This window comes from Mucilaginibacter sp. (assembly GCF_028288205.1).
In the GTDB taxonomy this organism is placed as follows: Bacteria; Bacteroidota; Bacteroidia; order Sphingobacteriales; family Sphingobacteriaceae; genus Mucilaginibacter.
The window spans coordinates 32,678-49,305 of the sequence record NZ_JAQBOD010000065.1 but is presented as its reverse complement, the minus strand read 5'-3'; the positions used below and the strand labels follow the sequence as shown (position 1 = coordinate 49,305).

Annotated in this window: 16 protein-coding genes; 6 read left to right on the top strand and 10 right to left on the bottom strand. The window is 38.7% G+C overall.

Annotation, left to right across the window (positions count from 1 at the left end; translation table 11 throughout):
• The 3 genes from JWR23_RS17345 to JWR23_RS17335 all read right to left on the bottom strand — a co-directional run.
• Nucleotides 1–259, bottom strand: a 259-nt coding sequence (locus JWR23_RS17345) for a hypothetical protein (protein ID WP_299517711.1), incomplete at its 3' end; no start/stop codon positions are given.
• A 76-nt stretch (nucleotides 260–335) separates the two neighbouring features.
• Nucleotides 336–479 carry a hypothetical protein gene (locus tag JWR23_RS17340; protein WP_299517709.1) on the bottom strand — a complete coding sequence of 48 codons (144 nt, stop codon included), beginning with the start codon at nucleotides 477–479 and terminating at the stop codon, nucleotides 336–338.
• Between the two features lie 60 nt (nucleotides 480–539).
• On the bottom strand, nucleotides 540–686 hold the full coding sequence (locus JWR23_RS17335; protein ID WP_299517706.1) for a hypothetical protein: 147 nt from the start codon (nucleotides 684–686) through the stop codon (nucleotides 540–542).
• A gap of 385 nt (nucleotides 687–1,071) precedes the next feature.
• Here JWR23_RS17335 and JWR23_RS17330 point away from each other — a divergent pair, with 385 nt between their 5' ends.
• Nucleotides 1,072–2,499, top strand: coding sequence for a tetratricopeptide repeat protein (locus tag JWR23_RS17330; RefSeq protein WP_299517704.1), 1,428 nt, complete (start codon nucleotides 1,072–1,074; stop codon nucleotides 2,497–2,499).
• A 3-nt stretch (nucleotides 2,500–2,502) separates the two neighbouring features.
• On the opposite strand, the gene JWR23_RS17325 is transcribed toward JWR23_RS17330, so the two are convergent.
• The 5 genes from JWR23_RS17325 to JWR23_RS17305 form a co-directional block, all read right to left on the bottom strand.
• Nucleotides 2,503–2,784, bottom strand: a complete 282-nt coding sequence (locus tag JWR23_RS17325) for a hypothetical protein (protein WP_299517701.1) — start codon at nucleotides 2,782–2,784, stop codon at nucleotides 2,503–2,505.
• A gap of 217 nt (nucleotides 2,785–3,001) precedes the next feature.
• On the bottom strand, nucleotides 3,002–3,370 hold the full coding sequence (locus JWR23_RS17320; protein WP_299517700.1) for a helix-turn-helix domain-containing protein: 369 nt from the start codon (nucleotides 3,368–3,370) through the stop codon (nucleotides 3,002–3,004).
• A 155-nt stretch (nucleotides 3,371–3,525) separates the two neighbouring features.
• The gene (locus tag JWR23_RS17315; RefSeq protein ID WP_299517697.1) at nucleotides 3,526–5,811 is read right to left on the bottom strand and encodes an ATP-dependent helicase; all 2,286 of its coding nucleotides are present in this window, start codon (nucleotides 5,809–5,811) and stop codon (nucleotides 3,526–3,528) included.
• A gap of 417 nt (nucleotides 5,812–6,228) precedes the next feature.
• Nucleotides 6,229–8,985, bottom strand: coding sequence for a carboxypeptidase regulatory-like domain-containing protein (locus tag JWR23_RS17310; RefSeq protein ID WP_299517695.1), 2,757 nt, complete (start codon nucleotides 8,983–8,985; stop codon nucleotides 6,229–6,231).
• Nucleotides 8,986–9,146: 161 nt separating this feature from the next.
• On the bottom strand, nucleotides 9,147–11,126 hold the full coding sequence (locus JWR23_RS17305) for a M1 family metallopeptidase (RefSeq protein WP_299517693.1): 1,980 nt from the start codon (nucleotides 11,124–11,126) through the stop codon (nucleotides 9,147–9,149).
• Nucleotides 11,127–11,536: 410 nt separating this feature from the next.
• Here JWR23_RS17305 and JWR23_RS17300 point away from each other — a divergent pair, with 410 nt between their 5' ends.
• Together JWR23_RS17300 and JWR23_RS17295 are read left to right on the top strand one after the other, a co-directional pair.
• Nucleotides 11,537–11,746, top strand: coding sequence for a DUF2683 family protein (locus JWR23_RS17300; protein ID WP_299517691.1), 210 nt, complete (start codon nucleotides 11,537–11,539; stop codon nucleotides 11,744–11,746).
• Entirely contained in the window at nucleotides 11,743–12,036 is a 294-nt protein-coding gene (locus JWR23_RS17295) for a type II toxin-antitoxin system RelE/ParE family toxin (RefSeq protein ID WP_299517689.1), read from the top strand. The genes JWR23_RS17300 and JWR23_RS17295 overlap by 4 nt, the downstream gene beginning before the upstream one ends.
• Here the strand turns inward: JWR23_RS17295 and JWR23_RS17290 are convergent, their stop codons facing one another.
• Nucleotides 12,037–12,330: a HigA family addiction module antitoxin gene (locus JWR23_RS17290; RefSeq protein ID WP_299517687.1), complete on the bottom strand. Its 294-nt coding sequence runs from the start codon at nucleotides 12,328–12,330 to the stop codon at nucleotides 12,037–12,039.
• A gap of 156 nt (nucleotides 12,331–12,486) precedes the next feature.
• On the opposite strand from JWR23_RS17290, the gene JWR23_RS17285 reads away from it, so the two are divergent.
• Together JWR23_RS17285 and JWR23_RS17280 are read left to right on the top strand one after the other, a co-directional pair.
• Nucleotides 12,487–14,487 (top strand): thioredoxin domain-containing protein, encoded by a 2,001-nt coding sequence (locus JWR23_RS17285; protein WP_299517684.1) that lies wholly within the window; start codon nucleotides 12,487–12,489, stop codon nucleotides 14,485–14,487.
• 130 nt (nucleotides 14,488–14,617) lie between these two features.
• Complete coding sequence (locus JWR23_RS17280; protein ID WP_299517682.1) at nucleotides 14,618–15,118, top strand: peptidylprolyl isomerase; 501 nt, start codon at nucleotides 14,618–14,620, stop codon at nucleotides 15,116–15,118.
• A 122-nt stretch (nucleotides 15,119–15,240) separates the two neighbouring features.
• Here the strand turns inward: JWR23_RS17280 and JWR23_RS17275 are convergent, their stop codons facing one another.
• Nucleotides 15,241–15,945, bottom strand: coding sequence for a hypothetical protein (locus tag JWR23_RS17275; protein ID WP_299517680.1), 705 nt, complete (start codon nucleotides 15,943–15,945; stop codon nucleotides 15,241–15,243).
• 84 nt (nucleotides 15,946–16,029) lie between these two features.
• Between JWR23_RS17275 and JWR23_RS17270 the strand changes: the two genes are divergently transcribed.
• Entirely contained in the window at nucleotides 16,030–16,596 is a 567-nt protein-coding gene (locus JWR23_RS17270; RefSeq protein WP_299517678.1) for an acyl-CoA thioesterase, read from the top strand.
• Nucleotides 16,597–16,628: the final 32 nt, after the last annotated feature.

Sequence of the window (16,628 nt, the reverse complement as noted above, 5' to 3'; positions counted from 1 at the left end):
CGTTTCTGTCAGCAGTGCCTAAGTTGTTTTTCTCGCCGTTTCTGTCAGCAGTACCTAAGTTGTTTTTCTCGCCGTTTCTATCAGCAGTGCCTAAATTGTTTTTCTCAGTAGTAGTTCTGTCAGCAGTGCCTAAGTTGTTTTTCTCGCCGTTTCTATCAGCAGTACCTAAGTTGTTTTTCTCGCCAGACAAAGTATTAGCAAAAGATGTAGTAATGCTTGTAGAGAATATAATAGCGATGGCAATTATTATTTTTTTCATGATGTATATTGTTTTATATAGATTGTTTAATGAATGATTTTATGTTTTTATAATATTTGTTTAATGTGATTACTGATTAGTCTGCCGTAGCCAGAATAATCCTGTTATCAATCGCAACTTTAGAAATAGTAACTGTGGCTGTTTTTGCCGGAGTTGTAGTTTTTAACAGTGATAATAGTCCAACTGATAAAACGATTACTGCTGTGAAGATTACTTTCATGATTTTTATATTTAATATTAGGTTATAGTTAAATTATATATGTGGGTTACATTAATTATATTAATCAGCAGTTGCCAACATGCTTTTTGCTGAAAATGGATTGTTAGAAAAAGCCATTGAACTTGCCTGTATATTACTCTTTTTGGCGCATGCCGATAAGATGCTTACAAATAGTGCGATAACGATTATTAAGGTTGTGGTTTTCATAATTATTATTTTTTTAAGTTATAAATAAATATAATATATTATACGTTATTTGTGTTAATCAATAGTTAATCATAAAGACATATTTATATATTTTGCTCTCGCAACCAAGCCGTTCTTATTGGCAAATTAGCTGGTGTTTTTACCTATGTCTCTCTTTTATTTTTTCCGTATTTTTTTAATTTTAATAAATAATTTCGTTTTAGTTCTGGTTTTTAGTTATTTGATATTCAAATAGTTATAAAAGCAAATATAGTTAGGTTTTGTTAATTACAAAGAAAAATAAAAAAATAATTTCAACAGTAAAATGGATTGTTTTTTCTAGGAATTGGAAATATATAACGTATTATTTATAACTTTCACCATAATTAAACGTAAATATGCTTTAATGAAAAAAATCTACGCGATTTTATTGTTTATATTGGTTACAGGTACGGTTTATGCAAACAACTTAACAGATGTTGCCGGAAAAGATACAAGCGAGGTTATTGCATTAAATACAATTGGTTATAACAATCGTTTAACCGATCCGAGAGGCACCCTCATTTACGCAGAAAAGGCGATGAAGCTGGCATTAAAGTTAAAATATCCTCGAGGCGTTGCCGAAGCATTTAGGGTAAAAGGTATTGGAGAATATTATTTAAATCGTCCTGATAGCGCCCTGAATAGGTATTTTGATGCATTAAATATTTTCGAAAAAATTAATGACGAACGCGGCCAGGGAAATGTATTTAATAATATAGGTAATCTTTACCAGTTACTTGATTATGAAAAAGCGCTTGAATATTTTGGCAAAGCCTCTAAAATAGCCGAAAAGTATAACGATACTGCATTAATAGCTCGCATATCTTTAAATACCGGGAATATTTATAATCGTAAAAACATGTATCAAAATGCCTTAAACGCTTATACTAAAAGTAAGGCTCTGTTTACGGTATTAAAAAATGAAGATCTGCTGATTCAATGCCTGGAAAATTTGGGATTTTTGTACTACCAATTGAGAGATTTTGCAAAAGCAAAGGAATTATTGCTGGAAGCTAATGTTAAGGCACGGGACCGCGACATGAAGTCGACCGTTGCTGCCATCGACCTCACTTTAACCGACCTCTATGTATCAGAAAATAATTTTACCGAAGCAGAGAAATACCTGGCCGAAGGCAAGAACTATTCTATGCTAATCGACAATAAGAAAGATATATACGATTATAAGCATACGGCTTATGAGATGGAACTTAAACGCCAAAATTATAAGGCAGCATTAAATTATCTGATCAATATTTACCAGGAAGATAGTACCAGCTATCGCTCTAACGTATCTACCAAATTAAGCCTTTTACAGCAAGAACAGGATCGCAGGGTACAAGCTGTTTCAGAACAAAGGAAACAGGAACTTTCGCGTGTAATTATCTGGTCGGTTACCATTACCGCTGGTTTATTGGTAGTTGTTATTGTTTTGCTGGTAGGCAGTGTTAAACGCAAAGCTACAACCAATGCACAACTGCAAGAATTAAACAATGAGATATCCCGGCAAAAAGATAACCTTGACAGGATAAACCATCACCTGGAAGAAATAATCGACGAGCGAACGAAGGACCTGCAGGTGAAAAATAAAAAGCTTTCCGAATATTCATCCTACCTGTCTCATCAAATACGTGGCCCTATTGCTACACTCAAAGGTTTAATGAATTTAGAAAAAGAAGGATTGGTAGATCAGCAGGAGTGCATCGATATGATGGATAAGTGCGTATCAGAAATTGATGAGAAAATAATAGAGATGAGTGATATGCTCCATGATCCGGGAAAAACAGGGTTCTAAATATTATCCTGTTAATGGTAATGTTGAATGTATTTGAGCCTCCAGTAACCCTAAATACATACAGTACCGGGATATCATTTGCAGAACTAATATTTGGCGATGTTTTTTGTAGCCTTGAGTTTCAAAAGCCAAAGTTTTTTGTCCCGCTGTAACAAAAAATCTTACTTCTCCTTTACGCGGTTTAATACTTGGTCTTAACATATCAAACGCTTTAACTTTTAATTTACTCTTTGAGTCATGAACAGTACCGGCAGTTAAACTCTCGGTTTTTGAAATTGATATCATGTAGTTATCCATAGCAGATTTTAAATTATAAAACCTGTGTTACAAATTTTACTCCAAAATATTAATTATTAAATCACGGAAAAAAACTAACCAGTTTTTGTATATAAATAACGTATAAATAATTTTAAATCAAATTATTTAATTTTTAGTAGATTTTTTAAGTATAAATTATTAATTTAAAATATACAGTGTCATATTTATTGAACGGTTTGATGGTTTATATAATATGCGTTTTAGCATTGTGCAGTTCTTCGTAGAGCAATATTACTTTTCGTTGTAAATTCACTATCTCGGCTTCGCGGTCATTTAACCGTTTTTGTATAATGCTTAAATTGGAAGGTTGCCGCTCTTCTACTTCTGCGTCAATTGATAATATTTGTACAACATCTATTTCGTAAATGTCAGCTATCTGTTCCAGGCGTGACAGGTTGATATCGGTAACACCGGTTTCAATTTTTGAGAATGCGGGAATAGATATTCCTAACCGCTTAGCTACATCCTCCTGGCTCCATCCATGCTGATGACGAAAGGTGCGAATATTCTTACCAATGGTCTTATTGGTTTTCTTTTTAAGGTTGTCGTTCATTTCAGTATTTTTAATATTGGTAAAGAGGTATTATTACTCACCCAAATTATATGCCATGAAATAATACATTATAAATGAACCTAAAAGTATATTTTATTATTAACTCGTAATTTAAAATGGGGAATTTATTCCACAAAATGGGTATAATTTATTAATTATTGGTTTATAATACTAAGTTTTGCAAACTTTAACAACAATTGCTTTTGCCCTATTTCTTTAAAAAAGATAGTGGCTTTAATATCCGGCTTGTTGCCTTCCATGCTTATTACCTTACCAAAACCAAAACGCTCATGTTCCACATCCATACCTACCTGCAGGTTTGAGGTATCAGAAGGGGTAAAACCGGCAGAAGGTACATGTGCCTTTGCTAATATAGAAGTAGTTTTTACCGGGGTAGCTGTTGTTTTAACTTTGGGCTTCGAAAATTTATCATCAGTGCGGCTCCAGGCAGAACGTTCATCATCATAGTTCAGACTGCCTGCATTTACTGGTTTAGCAGTAAAATCAAGTTCAAGGTATTGGGCATCAATCTCATCAAGAAAACGGCTGGGTTCGCAGCTAATTAGCGTGCCAAATTTAAAGCGCGAGGTAGCGTAGCTTAGTGATAGTTTATTTTCTGCACGTGTTATAGCCACATAAAATAAACGTCGTTCTTCCTCAAGGTCGCTGCGCGAGTTAAGCGCCATTTGCGACGGGAATAAATTCTCTTCTAAACCAACTACATATACCTGCGGAAACTCCAAACCTTTAGATGAGTGTATGGTCATTAATGAAACGGTATCGGCATTGGGATCTTTGTCCTTATCATCATTTGTAAGCAGAGCAATATCCTGCATAAATACATCCAGACCCTTTTCTTCAATATCTTCGCGCTCGCTAAATTCTTTTATACCATTTAGTAACTCCTGTATATTTTCATAACGGTTAAGCCCCTCAACAGATTTATCCTCATACAGGTCTTTTAACAGCCCTGAGTGCTGCGCGATGTATAAAGCGGCCTCATATGCGCTTTGTGTTTTTGAAAGCACCTGGAAGCTCTGTATCATCACTGCAAAGCCGGTAACAGATGCTGATATGCGCCCCTCTAAATATTTTGCAGGATCAATAATCACTTCCCAGGGTGTAATGTTGTTTTGATCGGCACTAACAATGATTTTATCAATAGTAGTATCGCCAATTCCACGACGCGGATAATTGATAACGCGTTTAAGCGCTTCCTCATCGTTAGGATTAAACGTAAGCCTGAAATAAGCTATCAGATCCTTAATTTCTTTACGCTGATAGAAGGAGAGGCCCCCATATATTTTATAAGGCGTACCCAGTTTACGCAAAGCTTCTTCCATAGACCGTGACTGCGCGTTGGTGCGATATAATATGGCAAAATCGTTCCACCTTAAGCCCTTGGTGGTACGCTCATACATTATAGCTTCGGCAACCAGTTTGCCTTCCTCGTTATCGCTAAAGGCGCGCATTACTTTTATCTTATCGCCGGTCTCTTTTTCAGAGAATACATTCTTTTTAAGTTGTTCTTTATTATTGGCGATGATGCTGTTGGCAACGTTTACAATGTTTTGTGTTGAGCGATAATTTTGCTCAAGTTTAAATATTTTAAGATCAGGGTAATCTTTCTCGAAGTTTAATATGTTTTGAATATTGGCCCCACGGAACGCGTAAATACTTTGCGCATCGTCACCCACCACACAAATATTTTCATTAACCGCTGCCAGTTTTTTAACAATGAGGTATTGCGAAAAATTAGTATCCTGGTACTCGTCCACCATCAGGTATTTAAACTTGTGCTGGTATTTATTTAGCGTATCAGGATGTGTTTTGAGCAGTTCATTGGTTTTAAATAACAAGTCATCAAAATCCATAGCTCCGGCACGGTAGCAGCGTTGCACATAGGTTTCGTAAATTTTACCCAGCATGGGCCTATTGCTTGATATATCATCAGCCTGTATCTGGTCGTTTTGCGCATACTCCATCCATGATACCAGGTTGTTTTTTGCCGCCGATATACGGTTAAGCACAAAATTTACACTATACAGCTTATCGTCCAGGTTCATTTCTTTTAAAATGGCACGCAGTACACTTTTGCTATCGTCGGTATCGTAAATGGTAAAGTTATTTGGATAGCCAATTTTATCGGCCTCGACCCGTAATAGCTTGGCAAAAACCGAGTGGAAGGTACCCATCCAGATGTTCTTGGCTTCGGGGCCAACCAGGTGCAGTATACGCTCGCGCATTTCGCGGGCAGCCTTGTTGGTAAAGGTGAGTACAAGGATATTAAACGGATCAACCCCGTTACGTATAAGATGCGCAACACGGTAGGTAATAACCCGGGTTTTACCCGATCCTGCTCCGGCAATTATCATTACCGGGCCCTGTATTTGTTTTACTGCCGCTTGCTGTTCAGGGTTTAATCCTGCTAAATAATCCAATTCTTTTCCCTCTTTTCTGTGAACAGCGAAATTAAGATTTTGGGGCGAAAGCCGAAAGGTTTTTACTCAAATTTAAGGTAACATAGTGTTTCACAAATGAGTGAAACAGATGAAACACTCTTTTAGGTTAATCTATTGATATATAGTATTTTGACAAAATGAGTGAAACACTTTGAAACAGTACAAAAGCTTTAGGTAAAATAGTCTAAATAGCTTATAATAAAAGATTTATGCTATTTTATGGATTTTTGCAAAAATGGGGTGAAACACCTGATGTGAAACACTTTTTTTTCTCAAAAAATCTGTATCGTCTTGAAAAAGTTTACGCTTTTAATGATTAATCCTGTAGCGTGTTATACTTTACTTTAAACTATCATACACCCAGCCGGATAGTATATTGATATAAATTTTAAGCGGCTATTTCTTAATCACTTTTATCTTCTCCCTGCTATAACCAAAAGCGCCCTTCAAATCAGTTCCTTCCAGTATTATAGTATAATCTGTCGGTTTATCGGCGCTATAAAAGGAGACGGTTGCTTTGCCATCTTTGTCGGTAACAACATTTGGCGCCCAGTGAATTGTTGAGCGTAAATCTGTACCTATAGCGGTAGTTGCGTTTTTTGCTGTGTAACGCGGGCGATAAAAATCTTTGGGCAGGGTAAAGGGTACAGTGCGGTATAAATATACCCCGGCCGTGTGCAGCATATAAGCCCCATTACCTGAATAAGTTGTAATTTCAAGATAGATGGGTACATCCTTCTCTTTCATAAGGATTTGTTTAGCTATAAAACCATTGTCATAAGCGAGAGCATATCTGGAGGTACGCATAATTTCGATGCCCTTGATATCTTCGGCTGCCAGCAGGTCCATGTATACATCAACCGTCAAAGGCGAGGTACCTATACTTACACCATCAATGATCAAATACACCCTGCGTATAAACAAATGATACTCCATCGTATCAAAATTAGATTTCTTGTAAAAGTCTTTTTTGAATTTTTGCTTTAATAGATCAAATAAAGACATGTGCGTAACTTTTTCCAGTTCATGCTCATCAATAGTAATATCGGCTCCGCCGCCTTCATTGCGGTTTTTTGATCCTTTAATTATTTTTTTATCTTTTATTACAACTTCCTTTAGCATATGGCCCTCACCTTTATATTCGGCTTCGGCTTTAAGTTGCACTGCTTTTGTGTGGGCATTATTAAGCATCAATGTATCACTGTTTACATACCATGGCGCAACCGGTTTTGATGCGGCAAATAACGACGGAACAAATTCATTTACGGTAAGGCCTACATTATTGCTGCCGCCTCTTTTATTGCGGGCCTGTATCCTATAAACAGCCGTATCAATTGGAAATAGACCGTTAAAGGTGAATTTGCCATCCTTATCAGTCACCGTGTCTTTAACTATTAATGGTTTTTTACCGTATAGTATTACGTTTGCGCCCTGCACAGGCTTATTAAAAATATTAGTTACCTGCCCCTGTACTATAAATTTGGGCTGCGCCACATATTGGGGGCGTTGTATAACGGGGTTAAAAATAGCGGCCCAGTTATAGCCTATCCAGCCTTGTGTTAACAGCAAATTATCTAAAGCCACAATTCGTTCGGGCGTATTCTTTTCAAAATAGTAATAGGGTTCTTCAATACCGCCTTTTAGATCTGATGTTAAGAACAGGTTACTTATTATATTTCTGGCGCTGTCAACTTTTACCTGGCTATTATCGGTAACAGCTAACGAAAAACTTCCGCGAACGGGCTTGTTATCATTATCTGTTACTGCTATTCCAACAGTAATACTGTCTCTTATTGTGTAATTAGGCTTACTCGCCATTAAGTTTACTTGCAGGTTATCCTTATGGTTAACATAATAAATACGTTCGTTTAGCGATTGGTTATTGCTGTTAAATAAAGTGAAATGTGCTATGCCTGAAGGGAACAGATCCATTGCGATAACCTTTTTTACCTGCGATGTTTTAAAGCTGACAGGCATTGTATAACAAACCAACCCGCGTGTTTGGGCTATAAGAAAATAAGTAGCCGGTGCATTCACCAGGTCGGGTGTAGCAGCTATATTGATCTCTAACGAATCTTTACCACGGGGCGATATTTTTAAGGATGTGCCGATTGGGTTCACAGCAGGCAGGGAATAGGTTTTGGTGAGACCGCCGGGCAGGTCAACCTTAGCTATATAAGTTTCGCCCGCCTGTGGCATAAATTCAAAGCTGCCCATACCTAAGTGCTGCGCCGTAAATTGCGCTACTTGTTGCTGCTTACTATCATAAACTTTGCCGCTTGCAGGTATGCCCTTGCCCTCTTCGTTTATGGCTTTAAAACCTACTTTAATGGGTAGGCTGCCAACCAAATGCCCGCCCTCGGGCATAAACTGCACATCGGCATTTTCGGGTCGGTTTAGTATTACCGGGATAATTAAAGTTGGTGGCCAGTCAGGTCCGCCGTGTGCTTCATGGGTAGTTATTGCTAAATTTTTTAAGGCTGATTTATCCGGCAAGTTAAAAGTTAAACCTACGCTTCCATCCATACCCGTATTGATCTTATCAGAGAAAAGCGAATGCGTGCCATTTAATACCTTAAATTGCATATCCTTTAACCTAAATGGGTTCTTATCCAGCCCGGTAAACCCAATGCTGGCGGTTAAACTACTTTTGGCTGCGCCTGCCTGTAATTTAAAGTTTGTCTTTACGAGTAATGATCCGTTTAATGCAGTTATATAAATATTCTTTTTAAAAATGTAATCTTCGCCAAAATTGCGCATCCAGTTGGTATAGGCCCTCAGGGTATAACTGCCTTCCGGAAATTCTTTTGCATCCAATGCGATATCGCCCCAGCTAATACCATGGTTTATAGGTACCATAATGCATTTTATAGCCTTATTATTTTCATCATCCAGCTCTACATACAACAGCCCGCTTTTTAATGATGGTTTTAAAAAATCCCCATTCATTAAATAGGCCTTAAAGCGTAAAGTATCGCCTAAAGTGTAATAGGGCTTATCTAACTGCAAATAAACTTTTTCAATAGGGAACCTGTCGCGCATACCGGCCACTGCCGACAGCGTTTTAAGCAGGTCGCCGTTTACCTGTGCAAAGGCAGCAATACCTAATAAATTAAAAACTGCCGTTAGGTAAATAACAGTTATTCGTCTCATATATACTAAATACCCGGTCTATATAAAAAGGGGGGATGGAAATAAATTAAATGTAAGAAAAAAATTATAACTCATAGAATGTCAAAAAGGATACTTCCCAAACAAAAAAGACCCGGTCTTTTCATAAAACCGGGTCTTTTACTTCAGATAAGATAAACCTTTTACCTTTCAGCTTTTACCTCAACTATTCCCACTTTTTTAGGGAAAATATTATTCTTCAGATCAATATCGGGTAATTGATGATCCGGGTCAATCTCAATACTTTTTATTGTTGAGGTTGACGGATATTTAAATGTCCAAACCCCGTTGCGCTGCCATACGTTTACCGGCAGGTGTATAGTTTCTGCTTTGCCATTTTCCTGGGTAATTTTCAGGTCGACGGGCATGGCCATTTTTTCTTTGTTGGCGATGGTGATGATAGCACCGTCAGCAGGGCTGCTGTCGTATTTTACTGATTCAACAGACTGATCCAGCTTCCAGGTGGTAAAGAACCATGGTTTAAAGAACCAGTTCAGGTCCTCGCCCGACGCGTCATTCATCGCGCGGAAAAAATCATAAGGCAGCGGGTGCTTCATGGCCCAGTGTTTAATATACTCACGGAAAGCAAAATCAAAACGCTCCGGACCCAATACCACATCACGCAGCATATCAAGCCCTAAAGCGGTTTTATTATAATATTGGCCGTAATCATTAAGCCCAATTGCCTCTGGTGGCGTCATTAACGGGTCCTTGCTTCTTATATAGCTTCTTAATACATTTTGAGCATTGTTGTTAGGGCCTTTAGGCGCATACTCGCCTTTGTTAAACATTTTGGTAGAGAATTCATTAATAAAAGTGTTAAAGCCTTCGTCCATCCACATGTATTTACGTTCGTTACTGCCTACTATCATCGGGAACCAGTTATGGCCTATCTCGTGGGTAACATCGCCCCATAAACCGCCATTTTTAAGATTGCTTAAGCAGAAAATAATGCCGGGGTATTCCATACCCAAAGCAACGCCTGATACGTTAACTGCCGAGTTCCACGGGTATTCGATATATTCTTTTGAGTAGATCTCTATGCTATTTTTCAGGTACTCTGTAGAGCGGCCCCACGAGTTATAACCAGAGCTTTCTACCGGGTAAACAGATTGCGAAATACACTTACGGCCTGATGGCAAATTGGTTTTTGCCGCATCCCAAATAAACGCGGTTGATGCCGCCCATGATACATCGCGGGTATTATCCATTTTAAAGTGCCAGGTTAATGTGCCTTTAGCCGGGCGTGTAGCAGGTTCGCCAACTTCGGATGCAGAGATAATAGTAACCGTTTTATCGCTGTTACGTGCTTCGGCCAAACGTTTTTGCTGGGTGGGAGTAAGCACTTCGCTTGCATTTTGCAAATCGCCGGAGCCTACTACGATCATGTTACCAGGGGCAGTTATATAATAATCAAAATCGCCATAGTCGCAATAAAACTCGCCAAGGCCCATATAAGGCAGGGTGTTCCATCCTTCTACGTCATCATAAACGCACATGCGTGGATACCATTGGGCAATTTCATAAACAACACCTTGTTTAAACTTTTTGCGGCCCATGCGGTCGGCGCCATAAAAAGGTATAGAGAAATCATAACTTACTTTTATCTGTATTTTATCGCCATTTCCACTCATGGGTGTATTTAAGCGCACCTGCATGCGGGCGTCAGTAATAACAGGCGTAACGGTATAAGTTTGGCCCTTATAGGTAACCGATACCGACGCGATATGATAACCACCGCGGCTAAAGCCTTTTACATCAAAGCGGTCGCCGGTAAAGGGGGTAACCGCCGCCCCGCGCGAATCGGGCTTGAACAGGTTCTGGTCCAGCTGCAGCCATAGGTAATCCATATTATCAGGACTGTTGTTGGTATAAGTTATAGCAACTTCGCCTTTAACGGTAGTGTCCTGATCGGCTTCATTTAAAGTAGCATGAATTTGGTAATCGGCGCGGTTTTGCCAGTAATGCGGGCCCGGCTGTCCGCTGGCCGAGCGATTGCCGCCGCTGGTCATTGGCCAAACAATTGGTCCGAAAAGGTCCTGGTGGTTGTACTTAACAGTATCGGTTGGTGATTGCGAAAACGCGGTTGTTGCAACGGTAAGGAAAGCGCATGCTAATAGCATGTAATTTTTTAAATAATACATTAATCAGTTAAATTATAAGGAAGCAAATTAAGCAAAATAAAATGTTATTGCATAATTGGGGCAGCGGTACCGGAGATGGATTTAAACGCGTTTGTTTCACAATTGGTGAAACAAAATGTAACAAGTGAAACAAGATTTTGACTTAAAATATTGTTTATAAGATAATTGCGAAAAAGTGATGAAACAAAATGTAACAACTTATTCGTCTGTATTTTTATGTATAATTTAATGTATTTATTTGATAATCAAATGATTGTGTGTTGACTGATTTTGAGGTGATGAAACAAGATGAAACAACTTTTTGATGCTCGCGCCATCGGAAAAACAAACGCTATATAGACAGCTATTTTTGTTTGAATTTGTAATGATGTATTTGTATTTTTGTTTATATGGAATCTATCTTGATACATCCTGAAAGCGCTGAACAGCTGAAAACGGTAAAAGCTGTTTTAAAGGCATTGAAGGTTCAATTTGAGCCGCAAGCTGATACATTACCCCCTCATGTGATAAAGGGAATTGAAAAAAGCCTCAAGCAGTATGAAGATGGACAAACAATTTCTCTTCAGGAATTTAAAGACAAACATTTTTCTAAAAAATGAATTTAGAAATAAAGTTTACTCCCAAAGCGGAAGAAACTTACGAGGCCGTTGTGCTACAACTTCGTGAAAGATGGGGCGACCGTTTCGTCAAAAAGTTTGAAAACAAAATCTCCAAAATTTTTGATACAATCTCTACCACACCATACATTTATCCGACAGATCGAAAATTTACCGACTTAAGAAAATGTATTCCTCATAAAAACTGTTCTATGTTTTATAAAATTAATGACGATCATATTTTGATAGCCTATTTTTGGGATAATCGTCAAGATCCTTTGGTAATTCACTAATCACACAGCAACAAAGCACTTAATATGATTTATCTCCTCCCGTTTTTCATCCAATTCAATTTCAATATCAAAGTCATCCTGTAACCCCAACCAAAACTTGGCGGTGTTACCAAAATATTTACTTAGCCTTAAAGCTGTATCAGCAGTAATCCGGCGGTTGCCTTTAATTATTTCGGAGATACGGGTTTGAGGGATTTTAGTTTCTTTGGCTAACCTGTATGGTGTTATGCTTAACGGTATTAAAAACTCTTCCTGTAAAATTTCTCCGGGATGTATGTTGGGTAGTTTTTCCATGATTTTTAAATTAATGATAATCTATAATTTCAACCTCACTAGCATTTCCATTGTTCCATTTATGACTATTTCTGCCAACAATAACCTTTTTGTAAAAACTTTCTCTAATCCTGATTGATTTATCTTTAAGTGCATTTAATATCGCAATTTTGCCAAATGAACCGTTTAGCTAATTCCACATCGCCATATCTACTGCAACACGCCAACAACCCGGTTAACTGGTATCCGTGGGGCGCGGAGGCTTTGCAAAAGGCCGGGGATGAGAACAAGCTCATCATTGTAAGCATCGGCTATTCGGCTTGCCACTGGTGCCATGTTATGGAGCATGAAAGCTTTGAGGATGAACAGGTGGCGGCGGTTATGAACGAATATTTTGTTTGTATAAAAGTCGACCGCGAAGAGCGCCCTGATGTTGACCAGATATACATGAGCGCTGTACAATTAATAAGCGGCAGGGGCGGTTGGCCGCTTAATTGCATTTGTTTGCCAGATCAGCGGCCCATTTACGCGGGAACTTATTTCAGAAAAAACGATTGGACGAGCCTGCTCTTTAACTTAGCCGATTACTATAAACAAAAACCAGAAGATGCGCTGGAATATGCAACCCGTTTAACCGAGGGTATTCAAAAGTTTGAATCGATAGCTTTTATTGAATCGCAACCAGATTATGCTAAAACTGATCTGGAAGTTATAGTAGGCAACTGGAAAAAGTATTTTGATAAAACAGAAGGGGGAATGGGCACAGCGCCTAAGTTCCCGATGCCAAATAACTGGCAGTTTTTAATACGTTACGCGCATTTAATGCACGATGAGGAGCTAACCGGTTTAGCTAAGCTCACCCTGCAAAAAATGGCTTACGGTGGTATCTACGACCATTTAGGTGGCGGTTTTGCACGCTATTCTGTTGATGGTTTATGGCACGTGCCGCATTTTGAAAAGATGCTGTATGATAACGCGCAGCTGATAAGTTTATATTCCGAGGCTCATACCTGGCAGCCTGATAATTTATACAAACAGGTAGTTAGTGAAACGATAGATTTTGCTGTGCGGGAATTACTTTCGCCCGAAGGTGGATTTTATTCGGCCCTGGATGCGGATAGTGAAGGGGTAGAGGGCAAATTCTATGTTTTTGCTAAGGAAGAAATACAGGCTATTTTAGGCAAAGAAGCAGAGCTGTTTTGCATCTATTACCATATAACCGATGAAGGCAATTGGGAGGAAGAGCAAACCAACATCCTGTTTAAACGCGGCATCGACACGGAGCTTGCTGAAGCGATAGGTATATCCACTGACGAAATGTTAGCGAGCATAGCAGCATCGCGCAAAAAATTATTTGAATATCGCGCCAAACGCATCCGCCCCGGCTTGGATAATAAAATACTTGCCTCATGGAACGGATTAATGCTGAAAGGGCTCTGTGATGCGTACCGGGCTTTTAACAAAGCTGAATATTTGGAGCTCGCTTTAAAAAATGCCGATTTCATTGTAAGTAATCTTATAGGTAATAATGGCCGAATAAGCAGAACGTATAAAGCTAATACTAAGGCCGTAGCCTTCTTAGATGATTACGCCAACATCATTGATGCCTTTATAGCCTTATATGAGGTTACTTTTGATGAGCAATGGCTGCAACGTGCCGTAAAGCTTACCGATAACGCTATCGCTCATTACTATGATGGGGCCGGGGGCATTTTCTTTTACACGGCTGATGATGAGGAGCAATTAATTGCCCGTAAGTCGGAAATTATGGATGGGGTTACGCCTGCATCAAATTCAGTTATGGCGCGTAACCTAAAAAAAATGGGTTTACTGTTTGATAGCGAACAATACCTGGAAATATCAGCACAGCTGTTACGCAATATTGTACCGCATTTGGCAAGGTATGGTTCATCCTATTCAAACTGGTCCATGCTGTTATTGGATGAGATTTTTGGGATTTACGAAGTTGCCATAGTGGGCGATGATGCGGAGGCTTTCCGTATAAAAATGGAAAAAAATTACATTCCTAACAAAATTATCTTGGGTGGTAAAAAAGGAAGTTTACCTTTACTGCACGATAAGTTTGGCGATATAACCCGGCTGTTTATCTGTAAAGATAAAACCTGCGGGTTGCCGGTAACCAATATCGCGGAGGCATTAAAACAAATTGAAGCCTGAAACATTTAATATAAAGCAGCAAAGCACTCAATGGGTGCCAATATTTTACCACTAAACAAATAAATATTCTAATGAAGCTATCATGAGTCATCACTCATGATAGCTTCATCACCTTAAAAAAATAATACTGATGAAAATTGAACCACAACATGTAGTGTCATTAACTTACGATTTGTATGTTGACCAGGAAGATGGCACCGAAGCTTTAGTAGAAAGCGCTACACAAGAGCAGCCTTTAACCTTTTTATTTGGAGCCGGACAAATGCTTCCGAAATTCGAAGAAAACTTAATCACACTTTCAACCAGCGATAACTATGATTTTCGCTTGTCGGCCGAAGATGCTTATGGTGTTTATGATGATGAAGCGGTAGCAAATTTACCTATCGAAATGTTCCAGGGAGCCGATTTGCCCGAAGTAGGCGCTATTTTGCCTTTGCAGGACAATAATGGCAACCATTTCCAGGGCCAGGTAGTTTCTGTTGCTGAAGATTCGCTTATTGTTGACCTAAATCATCCAATGGCAGGCCAGCCTTTACACTTTAAAGGAGTTATACTAAATGTTAGGCCGGCAACACCCGAAGAATTATCACATGGCCACGCGCATGGAGCGGATGGCCATCACGCGCACTAAATAAAATAGTCCTTCTGTCATTTCGACGAGGTACGAGGAGAAATCTTATACATTATGCTTGGGTAGCCTGCATAATGTATAAGATTTCTCCCTTTGTTCCAAATGACATTATAATATTTTGTTCAATATATATCTATCCCATCAAGCCTGGTTACATAACAATGCACCAGTATTCTTGATGCTATGAGTTTCCTGTCGCGGCTGGCAGGTATAAATGTCTTATCTTCATCTGATAGCAGGTCGGTATTTACATTTATCAATTTCAGGTCCTCTTTATCATTGTAGTATCTGATGTGAAATTTAAAATCCGAAAGCCTCCCAAGCGGACTTACCAACAATTCCATTATCACCTCAAGTTGTTGCGTATTGCTGTTTTGCATATCAGCCGGCAATTTAAACAGCCTGAAATATGGCACGTATCCATAATATCTTCCCCCTAACCTAATGGGTTTAGTTATCATAGTAGTATCTTTTTCTGTTACAGGATAATCTATCAGGTACCTTATGGCAGAAGTAGTATCTTCCGGCGCTTCATAAAGCAGCTGTCCGGTAGTGTAATTATAGTTTTGTAGTAATTTACCGGTCGGAAAGAAAAAGTGCCACGTCCCTGTTCGCTTATTATTGGTATAGGTGCCATTTGCTATCACTATCTTTTTTTCATAAAGCGCGTTATAGGTACCTTGTTTAATTTGTTTGTCGGTTTGTATGATGGTTTGGTATCTTTCTGTAACAAAATCTGTTAGCCTTGTTTTTTTCTCTACAACCTTTTGTGCAAAGCAATAGTTTATACAAAGCAAGGCTATAATTAGCGGGAATATTTGTTTCACAAGCAGGATATTTTGGGCAATTTAATATTTTAAAAAGCATTGCAATAGCTAAATGTTTTATATTGCAGGGCAAAATAAAGCTTTATGGTAGCCCAACCCGACAGATCAACCTTCAAAACCGTTCATTTTTCTGAAACGACAATTACCGAGTTAATGATACCCTCATACTCTAACTTTGGCGGTAAAATACATGGGGGTATATTATTATCATTAATGGATAAGGTAGCCTATGTTTGCGCTGCCAAGCATGCCGGTAATTATTGCGTAACCGCATCAATTGACACAGTTGATTTTTTGCAGCCGGTTGAGGTGGGTGAGCTGGTATCATTTATGGCCTCTGTAAATTACGTGGGCAATACCTCATTGGTAGTGGGGATACGGGTAATATCAGAGAATATTAAAACCAATATTATTAAACACACTAACACCAGCTACTTTACTATGGTGGCAAAGGACGATAATAATAAGCCGGTTGCCATCCCCGGATTAATATTGGAAAATAAGCAACACGTGCGCCGGTTTATTGAAGCCAAGCGCCGTAAAGAAATCAAACAAAACTACAGGAAAGAGATAGATGAAATTACGGTGCCGGTTAATTTTGAGCAATGCGAAAAATTATTAACTGGCGAACGTTGTACTATTGCCCAATAATTAACGTTCTTTATTAAGACGATGTTATTAAA

Excerpts from the sequence above, each read along its gene's own strand:
- JWR23_RS17320 (WP_299517700.1), bottom strand. The coding sequence starts at position 3,370 with ATGAACGACAACCTTAAAAAGAAAACCAATAAGACCATTGGTAAGAAT.
- JWR23_RS17325 (WP_299517701.1), bottom strand. The coding sequence starts at position 2,784 with ATGATATCAATTTCAAAAACCGAGAGTTTAACTGCCGGTACTGTTCAT.
- JWR23_RS17290 (WP_299517687.1), bottom strand. The coding sequence starts at position 12,330 with ATGGAAAAACTACCCAACATACATCCCGGAGAAATTTTACAGGAAGAG.
- JWR23_RS17295 (WP_299517689.1), top strand. The coding sequence starts at position 11,743 with ATGAATTTAGAAATAAAGTTTACTCCCAAAGCGGAAGAAACTTACGAG.
- JWR23_RS17305 (WP_299517693.1), bottom strand. The coding sequence starts at position 11,126 with ATGCTATTAGCATGCGCTTTCCTTACCGTTGCAACAACCGCGTTTTCG.
- JWR23_RS17310 (WP_299517695.1), bottom strand. The coding sequence starts at position 8,985 with ATGAGACGAATAACTGTTATTTACCTAACGGCAGTTTTTAATTTATTA.
- JWR23_RS17270 (WP_299517678.1), top strand. The coding sequence starts at position 16,030 with ATGGTAGCCCAACCCGACAGATCAACCTTCAAAACCGTTCATTTTTCT.
- JWR23_RS17335 (WP_299517706.1), bottom strand. The coding sequence starts at position 686 with ATGAAAACCACAACCTTAATAATCGTTATCGCACTATTTGTAAGCATC.
- JWR23_RS17280 (WP_299517682.1), top strand. The coding sequence starts at position 14,618 with ATGAAAATTGAACCACAACATGTAGTGTCATTAACTTACGATTTGTAT.
- JWR23_RS17340 (WP_299517709.1), bottom strand. The coding sequence starts at position 479 with ATGAAAGTAATCTTCACAGCAGTAATCGTTTTATCAGTTGGACTATTA.
- JWR23_RS17285 (WP_299517684.1), top strand. The coding sequence starts at position 12,487 with ATGAACCGTTTAGCTAATTCCACATCGCCATATCTACTGCAACACGCC.
- JWR23_RS17300 (WP_299517691.1), top strand. The coding sequence starts at position 11,537 with ATGGAATCTATCTTGATACATCCTGAAAGCGCTGAACAGCTGAAAACG.
- JWR23_RS17330 (WP_299517704.1), top strand. The coding sequence starts at position 1,072 with ATGAAAAAAATCTACGCGATTTTATTGTTTATATTGGTTACAGGTACG.